Raw genomic sequence first — 16141 nt, forward strand, 5'->3', positions numbered from 1 at the left:
CACACAAGTCGAATTACCCCCCTTAATCCCCCCTTATAAAGGGGGGAAACAAGGAATCTAGTTCCCTCCCCTTTATAAGGGGAGGGTTAGGGTGGGGTAAAACCCTGGTTAATCAGCTACTTTAGACTTGCGTGTAAACCGTAGCTCTGTGGGGGAGAGGAATGGAAGTGGGGTTTCAAAAATAAGTTACACATCAAACCCAATTTATGCAGGTATTCACGAGGATTTATGACACAAACAGCCCAGCTTAGTCCATCATCTGTCTTTGTCGTGAGCGGCGGTGCAAAAGGGATTACGGCTGAGTGTACTATCAGATTAGCCCAACAGCAACCCTGCAAATTCATCCTCCTCGGTCGTTCCGAACTATTAGAAACCGAGCCAGATTTTGCTCAAAATTCTGATGAATCAGCATTGAAAAAATGCATCATGGAAAATCTTCTTTCTCAAGGAGAGAAGCCTACACCCATGAATGTACAAAAAATATATAACAAAATAACCTCCAGCCGTGAAATTAAAAAGACTCTAGCAGCAATTGAAAAAACAGGAGCTAAAGCAGAATATATCAGCGTTGATGTCACAGATACGCCAGCTTTACAAGAAAAACTTGCCACTGCTGTGCAACATCTCGGCCCAATTACAGGAATCATCCACGGCGCGGGAAACTTAGCTGATAAGTTAATTGAAAAGAAAACAGAAGAGGATTTTGAAAAAGTTTACACCGCCAAAGTTCAAGGTTTAGAAAACCTGCTAACTTGCGTCAACCCTAATCAACTTCAGCATTTAGTTTTGTTTTCTTCTGTGACAGGCTTTTACGGAAATCCTGGACAATCTGATTATGCGATCGCAAATGAAATTCTGAACAAATCAGCCCATATATTTAAGCAAACTTATCCCTCGTGTCATGTAGTCGCTATCAATTGGGGCGCTTGGGATAGTGGGATGGTGACAGCAGAATTAAAGAAGATTTTTCAAGAGCGAAAAATTGATATAATTCCCATTGCAGTTGGGGCGCAAATGCTCGTTAAAGAAATGGATAATACCAATCATGCAACCGCACAAGTTGTTATTGGTAGCCCATTAGTTCCAATGGCTACAGAGTTAGATTCAGAATTACGAACATATCGTATTCGTCGCCAAATGACATTGGAGGCTAATCCATTTTTGCACGATCATACGATTGCTGGTTCTCCAGTTTTACCAGCAACTTGTGCAATGACCTGGATTATTAATGCTTGTGAACAATTATATCCCGGTTATAGATTGTTTAATTACCAAGATTTCAAAGTTTTGAAGGGGATTACTTTCAATGAGACATTAGCAAAGGAACATCTTTTAGAAATTGAAGAGATTTCCAAGGTTAATCTTGAAAGAATCGAACTTAAAGCCAAAATTTCGAGTAAAAACCCACAAGGTAGAATCCAGTTTCATTTTAGCGCTCAACTCAATCTCCAGCGAGAAATCCCAGATGTACCCACTTATGAATCTCTCAATCTCGAAGAAGATAATATCATCACCGCTACAGGAAAAGATTTTTACCAAAATGGTGGGGCTACATTATTTCACGGCCCCGCTTTTCAAGAAATCAAAAGAGTCTTAAACATCAGCCCTGAAAAAATTACTACAGAATGTTTGTGGCCAGAACTCAGCCCCCAACAACAAGGACAATTCCCTGTGCAATGGGTAAATCCTTACACAACAGACTTGAGTATGCACGCCTTATGGGTTTGGACACAACACTTTCATGAAGAAGGTTGTTTACCTGGGAAAGTAGAAAAATTTGAACAATTTGCGATGATACCACATAACGAAACATTTTACGTTTCTTGTGAAGTACTATCTAAGACACCAAGTAGTGCGATCGCAAACTTTATCATACACGACCGCCAAGGTAAAATCTATTCACGAATGCTCGGCGCTCATGCCATTATTTGGTCAATGAAAATGCTCAGAAGCTAATAATCTTCCTTTACCACTCAACACCTATAGCATTCCTAAAATCTCTGTAAAATTCTTTCTTTTCTTCGCGCCCTTCGCGCCTTTGCGGTTCGTTAAAAAAAAGTAATTTTCACAACTCAAATAGGATTGCTATAACTTGCCACTTCAAAGTTTGGGGAACAGCGTAAATCCTGCCTTTTAATTATCTCTTGCTAAATACCCAAACTCGGAGCATATAAATCGTGGAAAAAATAGCCATCATCGCATTATCATGCCTATTCCCCGATGCAAAGAATCCTGAAGAATACTGGCAAAACATCGTTAATCAAAAAGATTCGACATCCTCTGCAACCGTCGAAGAAATCGGAGTAGATCCGACAATATTTCACAACCCAGTCAAAGGTACACCAGACAAAACTTATTCCCTTAAAGGCGGGTACATCCGCAATTTCCAGTTTAATCCATCTGAATACAATCTACCATCAGAATTTGTTGCTGGCTTAGATAACACCTTCAAATGGTCATTATATGCCGCTAAACAAGCAATTGAACAAAGTGGTTATTGGGGTAATCAAACTGTTCTAGCAAAATGCGGCGTAATTTTAGGTAATTTGTCATTCCCGACAAAACTATCTAATCAATTATTCTCTCCAATTTACCAGCAAGCTATTAACCCTGCTGTCAGAGAACTTTTGCAGCATGAAGACTTTGATTTAGCTGTCCCAAGTGCAACTAAAGCATCTTTATACAATGCGATGATATCTGGCTTACCAGCATCTATTGTTGCTCAAGCATTATCTCTATCCCAGATTAATTTATGTCTGGATGCTGCTTGTTCATCATCATTTTATGCGATTAAATTAGCATCTCATTACTTATGGTCACACAAAGCTGATGTAATGTTAGCTGGAGCCATAAGTTGTGCAGATTCCTTATTCGTGCGGATGTTATTTTCCGGTGTTCAAGGATATGCAGAAAACGGTATCAGCCGCCCCTTAGATAAATCCTCTAGAGGGCTAATTCCCGCCGATGGTGTTGGGATGGTGATGCTGAAGAGATATTCTGATGCCGTTAGAGATGGTGATAATATTCTCGCCACTATCTGTGGTAATGGACTATCGAATGATGGTAAAGGTAAGCACTTACTCAGCCCTAATCCTAAAGGACAAACCTTAGCTTTTGAACGAGCCTACAATGAGGCGAATTTTAGTCCAAAAAGCATCGATTATCTAGAGTGTCACGCCACCGGCACATTACTAGGAGATACAACCGAATTCAATTCCATCGAAACATTTTTTGGTCAACATCAAGCCGCGCCTCTGGTGGGTTCTGCTAAGGCAAATACTGGTCACTTGTTAACGGCTGCTGGCATGGTTGGCTTGACTAAAGTGATTTTGAGTATGTCTCATGGTGTAATTCCAGCAACCATGAATGTTTCTGAACCTTTAACATCAGAAAAAGGTACAATTTCAGCCGACAAAATTGTTAGAACAGCTACGACATGGCCTAATAATAACGCACCAATTAAACGGGCAGCTATTAGCGCTTTTGGTTTTGGCGGCACTAATTCTCATCTGATTTTAGAACAAGGAAATACAACACAATCAGTTGAATCAACTCCGCCTGTTCCACCTACCAAAGTCGCCATTATTGGCATGGATGCCTTTTTTGGTAACTGCAATGGTTTAGATGCTTTTGAACGCAGTATTTATGATGGAACACAGCATTTTACTTCCCTACCGCCTCAAAGATGGCATGGTATAGAAAAACAAGAAAGTGTCCTGAAAGAGTACGGTTTAGCAGATGGAAAAGCACCAGTAGGGGCATATATCAAAGATTTTGAAATCGATACTTTATCGTGCAAAATCCCACCCAATGAGATAGAGAAATTAAATCCACAACAATTGTTGCTTCTGAAAGTTAGCGATCGCGCCGTAAAAGATGCGAAACTACAGGAAGGCGGCAATGTAGCGGTTATAGTCGCCGCCGAGACAGAATTCTCTGTGCATCAGCTACAGCAAAGATGGAATCTATCTTGGCAAGTTAAGGATGGCTTACTCAACCAAGGAATTTCTCTACCTGCTGAACAACTGGCGCAACTGGAAACCATTGTTAAAGATAGCATTCACCAACCAGTAGAAATCGGCGAATATGTGAGTCACATCGCCAACATCATGGCAAGTCGAATTTCTGCTTTGTGGAATTTCACTGGCCCTGCATTCACCGTCAGCGCTGGCGAAAATTCCGCCCTCAAAGCGTTGGAAGTTGCCCAAATGCTACTCGCTACTGGAGAAGTAGACGCGGTGGTTGTTGGTGCGGTAGATTTAGCAGGTGGTGTAGAAAATGTTTTATTCCGCAGCCAATTTGCCCCAATTAATACGGGTGTCAATACCTTGGGTTATGACCAGCAAGCTAATGGCTGGACAGTTGGCGAAGGTGCGGGTGCTGTCGTCCTCAAGCGCTACGAAGCCGCTAAAGAAGATAATGAACGCATCTATGCAGTAATTGATGCCATGAGTTTTGCACAAGGTAATTCTACTTTGAGTGATACTCAGGTAAAACCTGATGCTTCAGCTATCAGCAATGTCTGCAAACAAGCTTTCGAGATGGCGGAGATTCAACCCACAGAAGTTAACTATGTGGAAGTCTTCGGTAGCGGCGTTCCCCAAGAGGATGAAGCCGAAATCACAGGTTTACTGCAAGCTTATCCCAAAGTGGGCAACGGTTTGCATTGTGCGTTAGGTAGCGTTAAATCCAATATCGGTCACACCTATACAGCATCAGGAATTGCTAGCTTAATCAAAACTGCTCTCTGTCTTTATTACAGGTATATTCCCGCCACACCAAAATGGTCTGGTGTCAAAACACCGCAAGTATGGGAAGGTAGCCCTTTCTATGTGGCGATGGAATCAAGACCTTGGTTTGTCGATAAAGGCGGCACACGCAGAATAGCAGCAATTAATAGTATGGGTATAGATGGCAGTTACGCCCATTTAATCTTATCGGAGGAACCCAGCCAAGAGGAGCGCGATAACAGATATTTGCAGCAAATGCCTTTTCATCTGTTTCCCATCGCAGTTAGCGATCGCTCCACTATACCCGATATCCTAAACCATCTCCAGAAATCCATCGAAGCTAGTTCTTCTTTATCAGCTACTGCCAGCGAGACATTTGCTACCTTTGAGCAGCAATCTGATGCAAAATATGTCTTATCAATCGCAGGACGTAACACAAAAGAACTACTCAAAGAAATTGAATCTGCCCGCAAAGGTGTAAATAATGCCTTTGAGAAAGGGACAGATTGGCAAACACCAATAGGAAGTTATTTCACCGCGAAACCATTGGGTAAAACTGGAGCAGTTGCTTATGTTTATCCCGCAGCCGTCAATTCTTATATTGGCATTGGCCGCACCGTCTTCCGCTTATTTCCTAAAGTCTTCGAGGATTTAAAAAGTAACAATCTCTACAATCGGGCTGCCGATGTCGAAAAACTAGTTTATCCCAGAAGTTTACCTAAATTGACAACAAGGCAACTAGAAACTCTCGAAAAGCAATTGTTAGATGATTCACTGGCAATGTTTGAAAGTGAAATCGCCTTTGCTAGATACATGACGGCAATTTTCCGAGATGATTTTAAAGTCAAGCCGCAATCTGTATTTGGGTATAGCTTGGGTGAAACTAGTATGATGGTTGCCCAAGGGGTTTGGAGCGATTTTGAAGGCGGAAGTAACACCTTAAACTCGTCACCTCTATTTGGCGATAAGTTATCTGGGCCAAAAAATGCGGTGCGTGAATATTGGGGATTAACAGATTCACCAAACAACAATTTTTGGAATACCTATGTTCTTATGGCTACTCCATCTCAAGTGAGAGAATGCCTGAAACATGAGAATCACGTCTACTTAACTCAAATCAACACACCAGAAGAAGTATTAATTGCTGGCGAGGATGCAGCTTGTAAGCGAGTGATTACAACTCTAGGTTGTAATTCTTTCCCCGCTCCCTTCGACCATGTAATACATTGTGAAGCGATGCGATCGCAGTTCGAGGAAATCAAGAAGGTAAACAAATTACCGTCGCAAAGTCTCCCCGGTATCGTGTTTTATTCTGCCGCCGACTATCAACCGATTGTACTTGAAAGTGATGCGATCGCGCATAACATCGCCAAAGGATTGTGCCAAGAACTTGATTTTCCCCAATTGGTTAATCGTGTCTACGGCGATGGTGTCAAAATATTTTTAGAAGCAGGTGCTGGTAGTGTCTGTTCGCGATGGATTGATAAAATTCTTGGCAGCAAAGAACATATCACAGTTTCTCTAAATCGTAGAGGGATGGATGACCATGCTTCGATGGTTAAAGCATTAGCAAAATTACTCAGTCATCAGGTGAACGTGGATTTATCACCACTGTATAGCAAAGCCCAAGACACTGCTAATTCAAACAAAGCAACATTGAGAACAGTTACCTTGGGTGGGAAAGCGATCGCAGCTACAATTTTGAGTGATGAAAATCGCAAACTGGTTGAAAATTTGGTTGAGGATATTAAGTGCGATCGCTTCAAGATACAGCATCCAGATATACCTAATATCCAACAATCTGAAATCACAGATTCTCTTAACACTTCCAACCAAATAACCCAAGAAGAAAATTACTCCCCTAACATCTTGCCTCAGCCAGAAGAAGTAAAACCGAAAAATATCATTGATAACGTTTTTGAACCGAGAGAACAATTACAATCTTCTGAGTCAAGCGCAATAAGACAGCCAATCCCTGTTTCTTTCGCACCCGTCAGAACTCAAAAAATTAGTAGCATCATCAGCATGTTCGATTTAAATAAGACCCAGTATCAAAAGCTCAATGCTAATAATTCAAAGATAACTAAAGCACATACAGCCTTCTTACAAGCTAGACAAGATTACAGTCAGCAAATGAGCGAAATCATTCAATTGCAACTAGCTTGCGCCCAAAACTTGCTTAACGAAGAATCTTAATATCTCATACCAATTCTCTCTCAACTTGCACCGCTTAATTCTTAACTTATCTCTTCCTTCGCGCCCTTTGCGTCCTTCGCGGTTCGTTTAAAAATTATTACGTGCATCTCCCAGAGAATTGGTATTACTCTCTTACTCTGTGCCCTCTGCGCCTCTGCGGTTCGTTAACAGAGTCTACACCCTTCAACTTTAATCATCCATTGCTTGTAATCCGAGGGATAACTGCCGTGACAACCGTAGATACGGTACTAAGTAAACACGATAATGGCCTTAATTTCTCTTCTTGGTCTCATAACAAAAACCAGGTTTGGAAAGGTTCTTTAGAAACTGTATCTTTCGAGAAACAAACCATCAAACATAAATTGATGGTATTAAATAAACCCTGTTACATCGTGAAAGTTGCCGGAAAAATCGGTGTCACTAATGAGGGGTATTTATCCCCTGGTGATAATGGCACAACAGCACAAGTAGAACTGCTAACATTTGCAGCCCCAATTCGCATTCAACAATTTGGAGATCCGAATTTCCTCTCCTCTCATGGAGTGAAATATGCTTACGTTACTGGCGCAATGGCTGGCGGAATTGCTTCCGAAGAAATGGTCATTGCACTCGGAAAAGAGCAAATTTTGAGTTCTTTTGGTGCAGGTGGTTTAACTCCAGAACGTTTGGAAGCAGCCATAAATCGCATTCAACAAGCTTTACCTCAAGGGCCCTACGCATTTAATTTAATCCACAGCCCCAACGAACCTGCAATTGAACGCCGCGCTGTAGATTTATATCTCAAATATCAAGTGAGAACAGTAGAAGCATCTGCATTTCTCGACTTGACCCCCAACATTGTTTATTACCGTGTTGCTGGATTGGGATTGAATAGCGCCAATCAAATTGAAATCAAAAATAAAATCATTGCCAAAATTTCTCGCCGAGAAGTTGCGACTAAATTTCTGCAACCAGCACCAGCCAGAATACTTAAAGAACTTCTTGAACAAGGGCTAATTACCGAGTTACAAGCAACCCTTGCAGCTAAAGTTCCGATGGCTGATGATATTACCGTCGAGGCTGATTCTGGAGGTCATACAGATAACCGTCCCTTGGTTTGTGTGTTACCTTCTATTATTGCCTTGCGGGATGAAATTCAAGCACAATATCATTACCAAACACCCATTAGAATTGGCGTAGCAGGAGGAATTGGAACACCACAATCAGCATTAGCAGCCTTTATGATGGGTGCTGCTTATATAATGACTGGCTCAATCAATCAGTCATGTGTTGAATCTGGGGCTTGTGAACATACCAAAAAGTTATTAGCCCAAGCTGAAATGGCTGATATGATAATGGCCCCAGCAGCCGATATGTTTGAAATGGGAGTCAAATTGCAAGTTCTCAAACGGGGTACAATGTTCCCCATGCGAGCGCAGAAATTATTTGAACTCTACCGCGCTTATGATTCCATTGAAGAGATTCCTTTGGCAGAAAGACAGAAGTTAGAAAAGCAAGTCTTTCGCAAAACTATTGCTGAAGTATGGGAAGGAACTGCGGCTTATTTATCCCAAAAGAATCCTGAGAAACTTGGGAAAGCAGTCAATAATCCTAAACTGAAAATGGCGTTGATTTTCCGTTGGTATCTAGGATTATCTTCTCGCTGGTCTAGTTCTGGTGAAAAAGGTAGAGAAGTCGATTATCAAATTTGGTGTGGCCCGGCAATGGGCGGTTTCAATGACTGGGTACGCGGTTCTTACCTGTCTGAACCAAATAATCGGCAGGTAGTTGATGTTGCTAATCAAATTATGACTGGTGCAGCCTTTTTGTATCGTGTTCAAAATTTGAAAATTCAAGGGCTGCAAGCTTCCGATTATTACAGTCAGTATCACCCTGTTCGTTCTACATCATTGTTGGAGATTTAAAAATGACTATAAAACAGTCTTTCACAGCAGACGATATTCAAATATTTTTGGTATCTAACTTAGCTAAGTTGCTAGGAGTAGCAACTGATGAAATAGATGTCAAAGAACATTTAGAAAACTATGGTTTGGATTCAGCCCAAGCAATGATTCTAGTAAGTAACTTAGAAAAGTTGCTCGGATTTCAACCCTCTCCATTGCTGCTGTGGCATTACCCAAATATTGAAGCTCTTTCACAGCGTTTAGCTGAAGAAGTGCAAGAAGGTTCACCAGTTCAAGATACAAAGGTAGTAGCCTCTAATGCCAACGCTGCACCCTCTGTTCTAGATTTAGGTGCTGAGGCTGTTCTTGACCCCACCATCCATCCCGGTGCCGCATCTAATCTGCTTGTGGGTGAACCCAAGAACATCTTTTTAACTGGAGGAACAGGCTTTTTAGGAGCTTTTATCATCCGGGAATTGCTACAAGAAACCAATGCGGATATCTATTGTTTAGTACGTGCTGCTAATGCCGAAGAAGGCAAAAGCAAACTCCAAAAGAATCTGGAACAGTACGCAATTTGGCAAGAAGAATTTAACTCCAGAATTATTCCGATTGTCGGCGACTTATCTCAGCCATTGTTAGGTATTGGTTCGGAACAGTTTCAAATTTTAGCTGGCAATATTGATACTATCTATCATAGTGCTGCCTTGTTGAATTATGTTTTCCCATACTCTGCACTGAAAGCAGCCAATGTTTTAGGAACACAAGAAGTTTTGAGATTAGCTTGTCAAGTTAAAGTCAAACCTGTACATTACGTTTCTAGTGTTGCTGTTTTTGAATCGACTGCTTATGCTGGCAAGGTTGTTAAAGAACAGGATGAATTCAATCATTGGGAAGGTATTTATCTTGGTTACTCTCAAACAAAATGGGTAGCTGAAAAGTTAGTAAAAATTGCTCGTGACCGTGGACTGCCTGTAACTATCCACAGACCCCCACTGATTTCAGGTGATAGCAAGACAGGTATTTGTAACACACATGACTTTATCAATTTGATGACCAAGGGCTGTCTACAAATGGGATATTTCCCTGATGTAGATTATATGTTGGATATGTCACCTGTAGACTATGTAAGTAAAGCGATCGTTTATCTATCACGCCAAAAAGAATCCATAGGTAAAGCTTTCAATTTACAACATCCCCAACCTGCTGCTTTAAAAATGCTAGTTGAGTGGATACGCTCTTTTGGTTATTCAGTTGAGATGATTCCCTATGAAAAATGGCAATCAGAGTTAATCAATAATGTGACTTCTGCTGACAATCCTTTGTATACTCTGCGACCATTTTTACTAGAGCGCTGGTCTGATGAACAACTGACTATTCCTGATTTGTACTTGCAAGCTAGAAGACCTCATATTAGCTGCCAAGATACTCTCCATGCACTAGCAGGTAGTTCTATTGCTTGTCCTCCAATTGACTCTCAATTGTTTATGACCTATACCGCCTACTTGATTCAAAGCGGCTTCTTGAATCTCGCTTAGTAATTCAAAAATTGCGTAGGATGTGTTAGAAGCGTAACGCACCGTCCCGGATACTTTCGGTGCGTTACGAAAGCTGTAACACAGCCTACAAAATAATTTTATTTAGTCCATGTTTTTTAAAACTCAGTACTACTGAACAGCTAATATTTCAGATGCCAGCAACAACTTATACACTAACAGCGGCAATCTAATTGCCCTGTTTTTTTATGCTCAATCATGTAACTTTTTAGTATTCACCCCTTGACAGAAGCAATTGAGGATAGAATGGTTAATGTCGGGCATAAAAGTTTGATTTTACCCGCTGGCTTGCTTTTGTGAGCGATCAAAAGCCAAATGCTAGCAGTCTGAAATAACCGAACTCCTTTAAGGCCTAACTTCTTCGATGCATAAGTCCTAAATTTGCGTTTGGACTGCTACATGTATCCAATGCATCACATAAGCATTTGAAAGGGTAATAACTCAAGATATTTCTTGTAGTTTGAGATATTACGCGTACTTAATTGTAGAGCGAGAATCACTGTAAATGCAACGCAGCTTCATCAAGTTGAATTCACCAATATTCTTAAATGAACACAACACATCAAAGACAGAGCAAACAAACTGCTCTTATTACCGGGGCAGCCGGTGGAATTGGCTACGAATTAGCATGTATTTTTGCTGCTCATGATTACAATTTGGTATTAGTAGACAGAAACGGGCCAAAGCTAGTAGAAATTGCAGTTCAATTCCAAAAAAAATTTGGAATTTTTGTCAAAACTATTGTTAAGGATTTATCTATATCAACGGCTCCTGAAGAAATTTTTACAGAGTTACAACTCGCCGATATTAATGTTGATGTGCTGGTAAATAATGCCGGATTTGGTATCTATGGATTATTTCACGAAACAGACTTAGCTGCTGAATTGGAAATGCTACAGGTAAATTTGGTGTGTCTCACCCATTTAACCAAGCTATTCGTGAAGCACATGGTCAAGCAAGGTGAAGGTAAGATATTAAACGTCTCCTCGGCTGCTGCTTTTCAACCTGGGCCTTTGATGGCGGTTTATTTTGCTACTAAAGCTTATATCTTATCGTTTTCAGAAGCGATCGCTAATGAATTAGAAGGTACAGGTGTCACTGTGACAGTTCTTTGCCCAGGCTCAACCGCATCCGCTTTTCATGAAAGAACCGGAATGGCTGACTCTAAGTTGCTCAAGGGTAAGAGAATGATGGATGCACGAACAGTAGCTGAAGTTGGTTTTCGTGCCTTAATGAAGGGTCAAACTATTGTCATTCCTGGTTTACTCAATGCAATACTTGCAAAAAGCGTCAGATTTGTACCTAGAAACCTGGTGACAAAAATTGTGCGAAATATGCAGGAAGATAAGTAAGCAGGTTGTCATTTGTCATTGGTCATTGGTCATTTGTCTGCAATATCTCTCTTGTTTCAGCCAAGAGATGAGCTTAATCAACATCAATACTGCCAACACTTTAAGTTCCAGCCAAAATTCTCTACAGCAACGGCAGCAACATAATTGTTTGCAGGTACTAGTTCAAAAAGACTCCAGTCTTCTAATATCTGTAACTTGGCTGGTTCTGTAGGAGTCAACGACACTTCAACTTGTTCTAACTGGGATAGTCCGTCTCCAGTTGCTTTTAAATAAGCTTCCTTACAAGTCCAGTAACGGAAAAATACTTCTTGCTGTTGGTTGGGAGATAGCGATCGCAACATCTCATATTCTCTCGGTAAAAAGAACCGTTTGGCAAGAGCTTCAATATCAGACATCGGGCGAATATATTCTAGGTCTACACCAATTGGGTGGGTACAATTCACCGCACACAAACCCAAACCTTGGGAGTGAGACAAGTTAAACGCCAGTCCACTATCGGCAAATGTATCTGCTAATACTGGTTTGCCACGCTGCTGATAATTAAACTGCACTTGTAAAGGCTGGATATCCAAATAGCGACCTAATATAGTTCGCAGACTACCGCGACCAGCAATGAAACGCTGTCGATGCTCCTGAAAATAGAACCGTTCAGCACGAGCCGTTTCGTCACTGGAAAGGATTGTTGCCAAATGTTGCAGCTGTGGTTCCGGTTGGTCAAGGTCTATGCGCCAGATATGAATTTCATCCGGTAGCAAAGTTAAATCCGTGGGTGCAGGTAGCCAAATATGATTAGAAGCGGTCATTGAGTCAAAAAGTCAAGGGAGTTGTACTTTAATAGTTTGTTTAATTACGACGATTATTATGGGTGGATCTGGTTTAACGCTTTAGCATTACTATATACAACTGCACGTGTTTTTCCTAGAATCTGCCATAGGTGTTGTTAGATGTTAAGTCTAGCTGTAAACATAAATAAAGGTAGCCGCGATCGCTTTTGCCAGCTAAATATTATAATTTATTACTCTAAATGTACGCTCCTCAACTCCACGTTAAATCCCCTGAGAGAGATACTTTAAAAGTATTGACAGAGAATAGCAAATTTTATTTTGGTTACAACATTAGCTATTACAGCATTACTCAAAGGAACTAGGACTAATATCTGCAAGTGTTCTGAAGTAGATATCTCTTCAGTAATAAATAATTTTTCTCAGAAAGTGTTAACTCTGGAACAAAAAACCCTTGCCAAAGCTTGTTAAAAACCTATTACAACTACTTTTTGTAGAACATAGTGAGGATGAATGATTATTAATTTGGAGTACTTTGCCTTTTTTATACTGCTACTAGCAGCGCTGCTATTAGCAATTAGGCAAATGAGCGTTGCTTTGGATGAGTTAGATATTGCGCGTTTTACTCTCTGGACAGGTATTGCTTCTGTTCTTGCTGGTTTACCAATGATATTGTGGTAACTTCTGGGTCAATGCCATCCTTTCTATTTTGAGCTTCCAAGCAATACGACTCCATCTGTCGAGTATCCTAGCAACTAGAATATCGTCTGGCCTATTACTCTGTTCGTTGTTGCTCCAACCATTGTAAAACCCGATTCCATGCCCACCAAAGATCGGGGTCTTGTACTTGACGCTGGCACTCTTTACTACTCAAATAGCCAACATGACCGCCGTATTGAGTGAGCAATAAATCTATTGCGGAATTGCGATCGCACGCTTCTTTTAATTCCGGTATGATACTTGGGTCAAAAAGTGGGTCATCGGCAGCATATAAAATCAAAGTCGGTTTCGAGATTTGCGGCAATATTTGTAAAGCACTACTAGCTTGGTAATATGCTTCCACGGAAGGAAAACCAAGTCGCTTAATTACCAGTTCATTGTCAAAACCCCAAATACTGTTCGCCCGTTCAATCGCTTCTGGATCAAGGCTTCCAGGATGGGCATCATGAATCCGCCACGCCAGTTTTTTTAAATTTTGGGCAATCCCTGCTTCCAAATATCTGCCGAAGGGCTTTGTAACCAGATAAGATAGCGATCGCTCCGAATCCAAACTTGGACAAATCACCATACCACCGCCAATATCGCTATCTTCTAGCCCTAAATCTCCATAGTCCCTAATCACCTCACTAGCCACCTTCAGCGCCCATAGCGCCAATTGCCCCCCTAAAGAAAACCCTGTAAACCAAAATTTCCCCGGACATCCCATTGCCTTCGCAGCGGCGGCAATGCGAACAAAATCTTCCCCCTCATACAAACCATCAGAGGTGAGAGTCGGGGATAATTCGGCAGTTTTGCCGTGGGCACGCCAATCAAATAACACCACAGCGTAGCCTTGAGCATAGGCTTTACGTCCTAACACTCTCAAAAACCATTCTGTTTTTAATTCTCCGGTAATGCCATAAGTCCCGATAATCGTGCTGTGAGCATTTTCCGGGATGGCAACCAAGCCAAAAATTGGCACACCTTGGCCACCAATGAAGATTTTTTCGTGATAAGACGGTTCTGGGTCTTTAGTAGTACTTTGCCAGTTACGTTTTCCCCACAAAGCGGTGTATACAGTCATCATCACACCGTTTTGTAAAAACCAAGACGGATTGTAGGGGGGAGTATAACACATCATAGACTATAAGATTTCGTGTAATTGAGTCTTGATTTCACAGTCATTTAATCTTAATATTTATGTAAGATTTAAAAACTTTTTCATCATTGATTCAAAAATCTTTGTATCTATCAAAGGTTGTTAATTATCCTTAATAAGTAGTAATAATTTTTTAAGAATGCCGAGGATTCTTGTCATAGACGATGACCCAGCGATTTCAGAACTAGTTGCCGTCAACTTGGAAATGGCTGGCTACGATGTTAGTCAAGCTGAAGACGGCATCAAAGGTCAAGCGCTGGCTCTCCAGCTACAACCAGACTTGATCATGCTCGATTTAATGTTGCCCAGAGTAGATGGGTTCACCGTTTGCCAACGCCTGCGCCGCGACGATCGCACCTCTGAGATTCCCGTGTTAATGTTGACGGCTTTGAGCCAAACTCAGGACAAGGTGGAAGGCTTTAATGCTGGCGCAGATGACTACCTCACCAAACCTTTTGAAGTTGAAGAATTGCTGGCGCGGGTGCGGGCACTTTTGCGGCGTACTGACCGGATTCCTCAAGCCGCAAAGCATAGTGAGATTCTCAACTATGGCTCATTAACCCTCGTTCCCGAAAGATTTGAGGCAATATGGTTCAATGAGACGGTGAAATTGACTCACTTGGAATTTGAGCTACTTCACTGCTTGCTGCAACGCCACGGTCAAACAGTTTCTCCCAGCGAAATCCTCAGAGAAGTTTGGGGTTACGATCCTGATGATGACATAGAAACGATTCGAGTGCATATTCGCCACTTGCGAACCAAGCTAGAACCAGATCCCCGCCATCCCCGCTATATCAAGACAGTGTATGGTGCTGGATACTGTCTTGAATTACCCGGTATACCTCCATCCAATGAAGGGGCTTCGGTAACAGTCGTTGAATGAAATTCACTCTAAATTCCCTTCTCTAAGCTATCACTTAGGCAAGAACTCTCTGTAACTCTTATTCCTTACCTCTTAGTTAAGGTTATTAGTGGGATTTAGTAGTATGTAGAGATGTTGCAATACAACGTCTCTACAAGTGCATCCGCGACTTTCTAATAAAAAGCGTTTTTTGTCAATGAGTTAAAATACTCAAAGTAAGCTTAGTGAAAATGATAATCGTGTGATGGAGAGGAAGAGGATGTGATTTTCGGTCACACTCCTCTGCCTCTTTTTGATTATCATTATTTCCAAAGTCTTTGACAGCTTAAATATTATATGAAAAAGTTATGAAAAAGTATTGTAACGACAGAATAACTTTGTCAAAAACGTGCTTAATTCTTAGGTAAATTCAATTATGAAACTGAAATAAGTTACAAAATTGGAGTTAATAATAATGCGCTTTTTTATAAAAGGTTATTTAGTGAGTATGTTGGCTGGTGTCATAAGCTTAGTGGCGAATCAAGCTTTGGCAGTAACGGGGCCAGGAGCTACTATGAAGAATTCCTTTCCCCAGGACAATTCATGTTTAAGCACTTCGAGTTTTGGGGGAATTATCAATAACTGCACTTACAGTGTTCAAGTAGTAGGAACCCTGCAACTGTCACCAGGTTCTCACCCAACGTCAGTCAGACTTTATGGGAGTAATAGCTGGTGTCAAACAGTTTCGATTAATGGTGTTGGAAACGGTGCTTCGATTGGTTCTCAAGTTTATACTACTTCTGGGCCAAAAGATTGGCAAACCCTGAATCTAGGCAACCTTTATGTATATGATGGGCCTGATGGGAATAGCGAAACAGGTACACTTTTTAGGTGTTCGCTCGAGGCTGGTGGCATTATAGGCAATTTCACAGCAAAGTAAGGT

General features: G+C 41.2%; 10 protein-coding genes. 8 read left to right on the plus strand and 2 right to left on the minus strand.

Annotated features, from left to right (window positions below):
- The first annotated feature begins 228 nt into the window (after positions 1-228).
- The 5 genes from V7K84_RS32855 (at position 229) to V7K84_RS32875 (ending at position 11717) form a co-directional block, all read left to right on the plus strand.
- A complete protein-coding gene (locus tag V7K84_RS32855) occupies positions 229-1956 on the plus strand; it encodes an SDR family NAD(P)-dependent oxidoreductase (RefSeq protein ID WP_334844503.1) in 1728 nt (575 codons plus the stop codon).
- A gap of 221 nt (positions 1957-2177) precedes the next feature.
- Complete coding sequence (locus tag V7K84_RS32860) at positions 2178-6926, plus strand: PfaB family protein (protein WP_334844506.1); 4749 nt, start codon at positions 2178-2180, stop codon at positions 6924-6926.
- A gap of 227 nt (positions 6927-7153) precedes the next feature.
- Positions 7154-8830, plus strand: a complete 1677-nt coding sequence (locus V7K84_RS32865; protein ID WP_334844508.1) for a PfaD family polyunsaturated fatty acid/polyketide biosynthesis protein — start codon at positions 7154-7156, stop codon at positions 8828-8830.
- Positions 8831-8832: 2 nt separating this feature from the next.
- On the plus strand, positions 8833-10347 hold the full coding sequence (locus V7K84_RS32870) for a thioester reductase domain-containing protein (RefSeq protein WP_334844510.1): 1515 nt from the start codon (positions 8833-8835) through the stop codon (positions 10345-10347).
- A 566-nt stretch (positions 10348-10913) separates the two neighbouring features.
- The gene (locus V7K84_RS32875) at positions 10914-11717 is read left to right on the plus strand and encodes an SDR family NAD(P)-dependent oxidoreductase (RefSeq protein ID WP_334844512.1); all 804 of its coding nucleotides are present in this window, start codon (positions 10914-10916) and stop codon (positions 11715-11717) included.
- 83 nt (positions 11718-11800) lie between these two features.
- Here the strand turns inward: V7K84_RS32875 and hetI are convergent, their stop codons facing one another.
- Positions 11801-12520: a 4'-phosphopantetheinyl transferase HetI gene (hetI, locus tag V7K84_RS32880; RefSeq protein ID WP_334844515.1), complete on the minus strand. Its 720-nt coding sequence runs from the start codon at positions 12518-12520 to the stop codon at positions 11801-11803.
- Positions 12521-13012: 492 nt separating this feature from the next.
- Between hetI and V7K84_RS32885 the strand changes: the two genes are divergently transcribed.
- On the plus strand, positions 13013-13180 hold the full coding sequence (locus V7K84_RS32885; protein WP_180277755.1) for a hypothetical protein: 168 nt from the start codon (positions 13013-13015) through the stop codon (positions 13178-13180).
- A 94-nt stretch (positions 13181-13274) separates the two neighbouring features.
- Here the strand turns inward: V7K84_RS32885 and V7K84_RS32890 are convergent, their stop codons facing one another.
- Complete coding sequence (locus V7K84_RS32890; protein ID WP_334844517.1) at positions 13275-14339, minus strand: YheT family hydrolase; 1065 nt, start codon at positions 14337-14339, stop codon at positions 13275-13277.
- A gap of 157 nt (positions 14340-14496) precedes the next feature.
- On the opposite strand from V7K84_RS32890, the gene V7K84_RS32895 reads away from it, so the two are divergent.
- Positions 14497-15240, plus strand: a complete 744-nt coding sequence (locus V7K84_RS32895) for a response regulator transcription factor (protein WP_104905330.1) — start codon at positions 14497-14499, stop codon at positions 15238-15240.
- Between the two features lie 433 nt (positions 15241-15673).
- Complete coding sequence (locus V7K84_RS32900) at positions 15674-16138, plus strand: hypothetical protein (protein WP_334844519.1); 465 nt, start codon at positions 15674-15676, stop codon at positions 16136-16138.
- The last annotated feature ends 3 nt before the right edge of the window (positions 16139-16141 follow it).

It is taken from the genome of Nostoc sp. (assembly GCF_036917315.1).
Taxonomy (GTDB): Bacteria; Cyanobacteriota; Cyanobacteriia; order Cyanobacteriales; family Nostocaceae; genus Nostoc.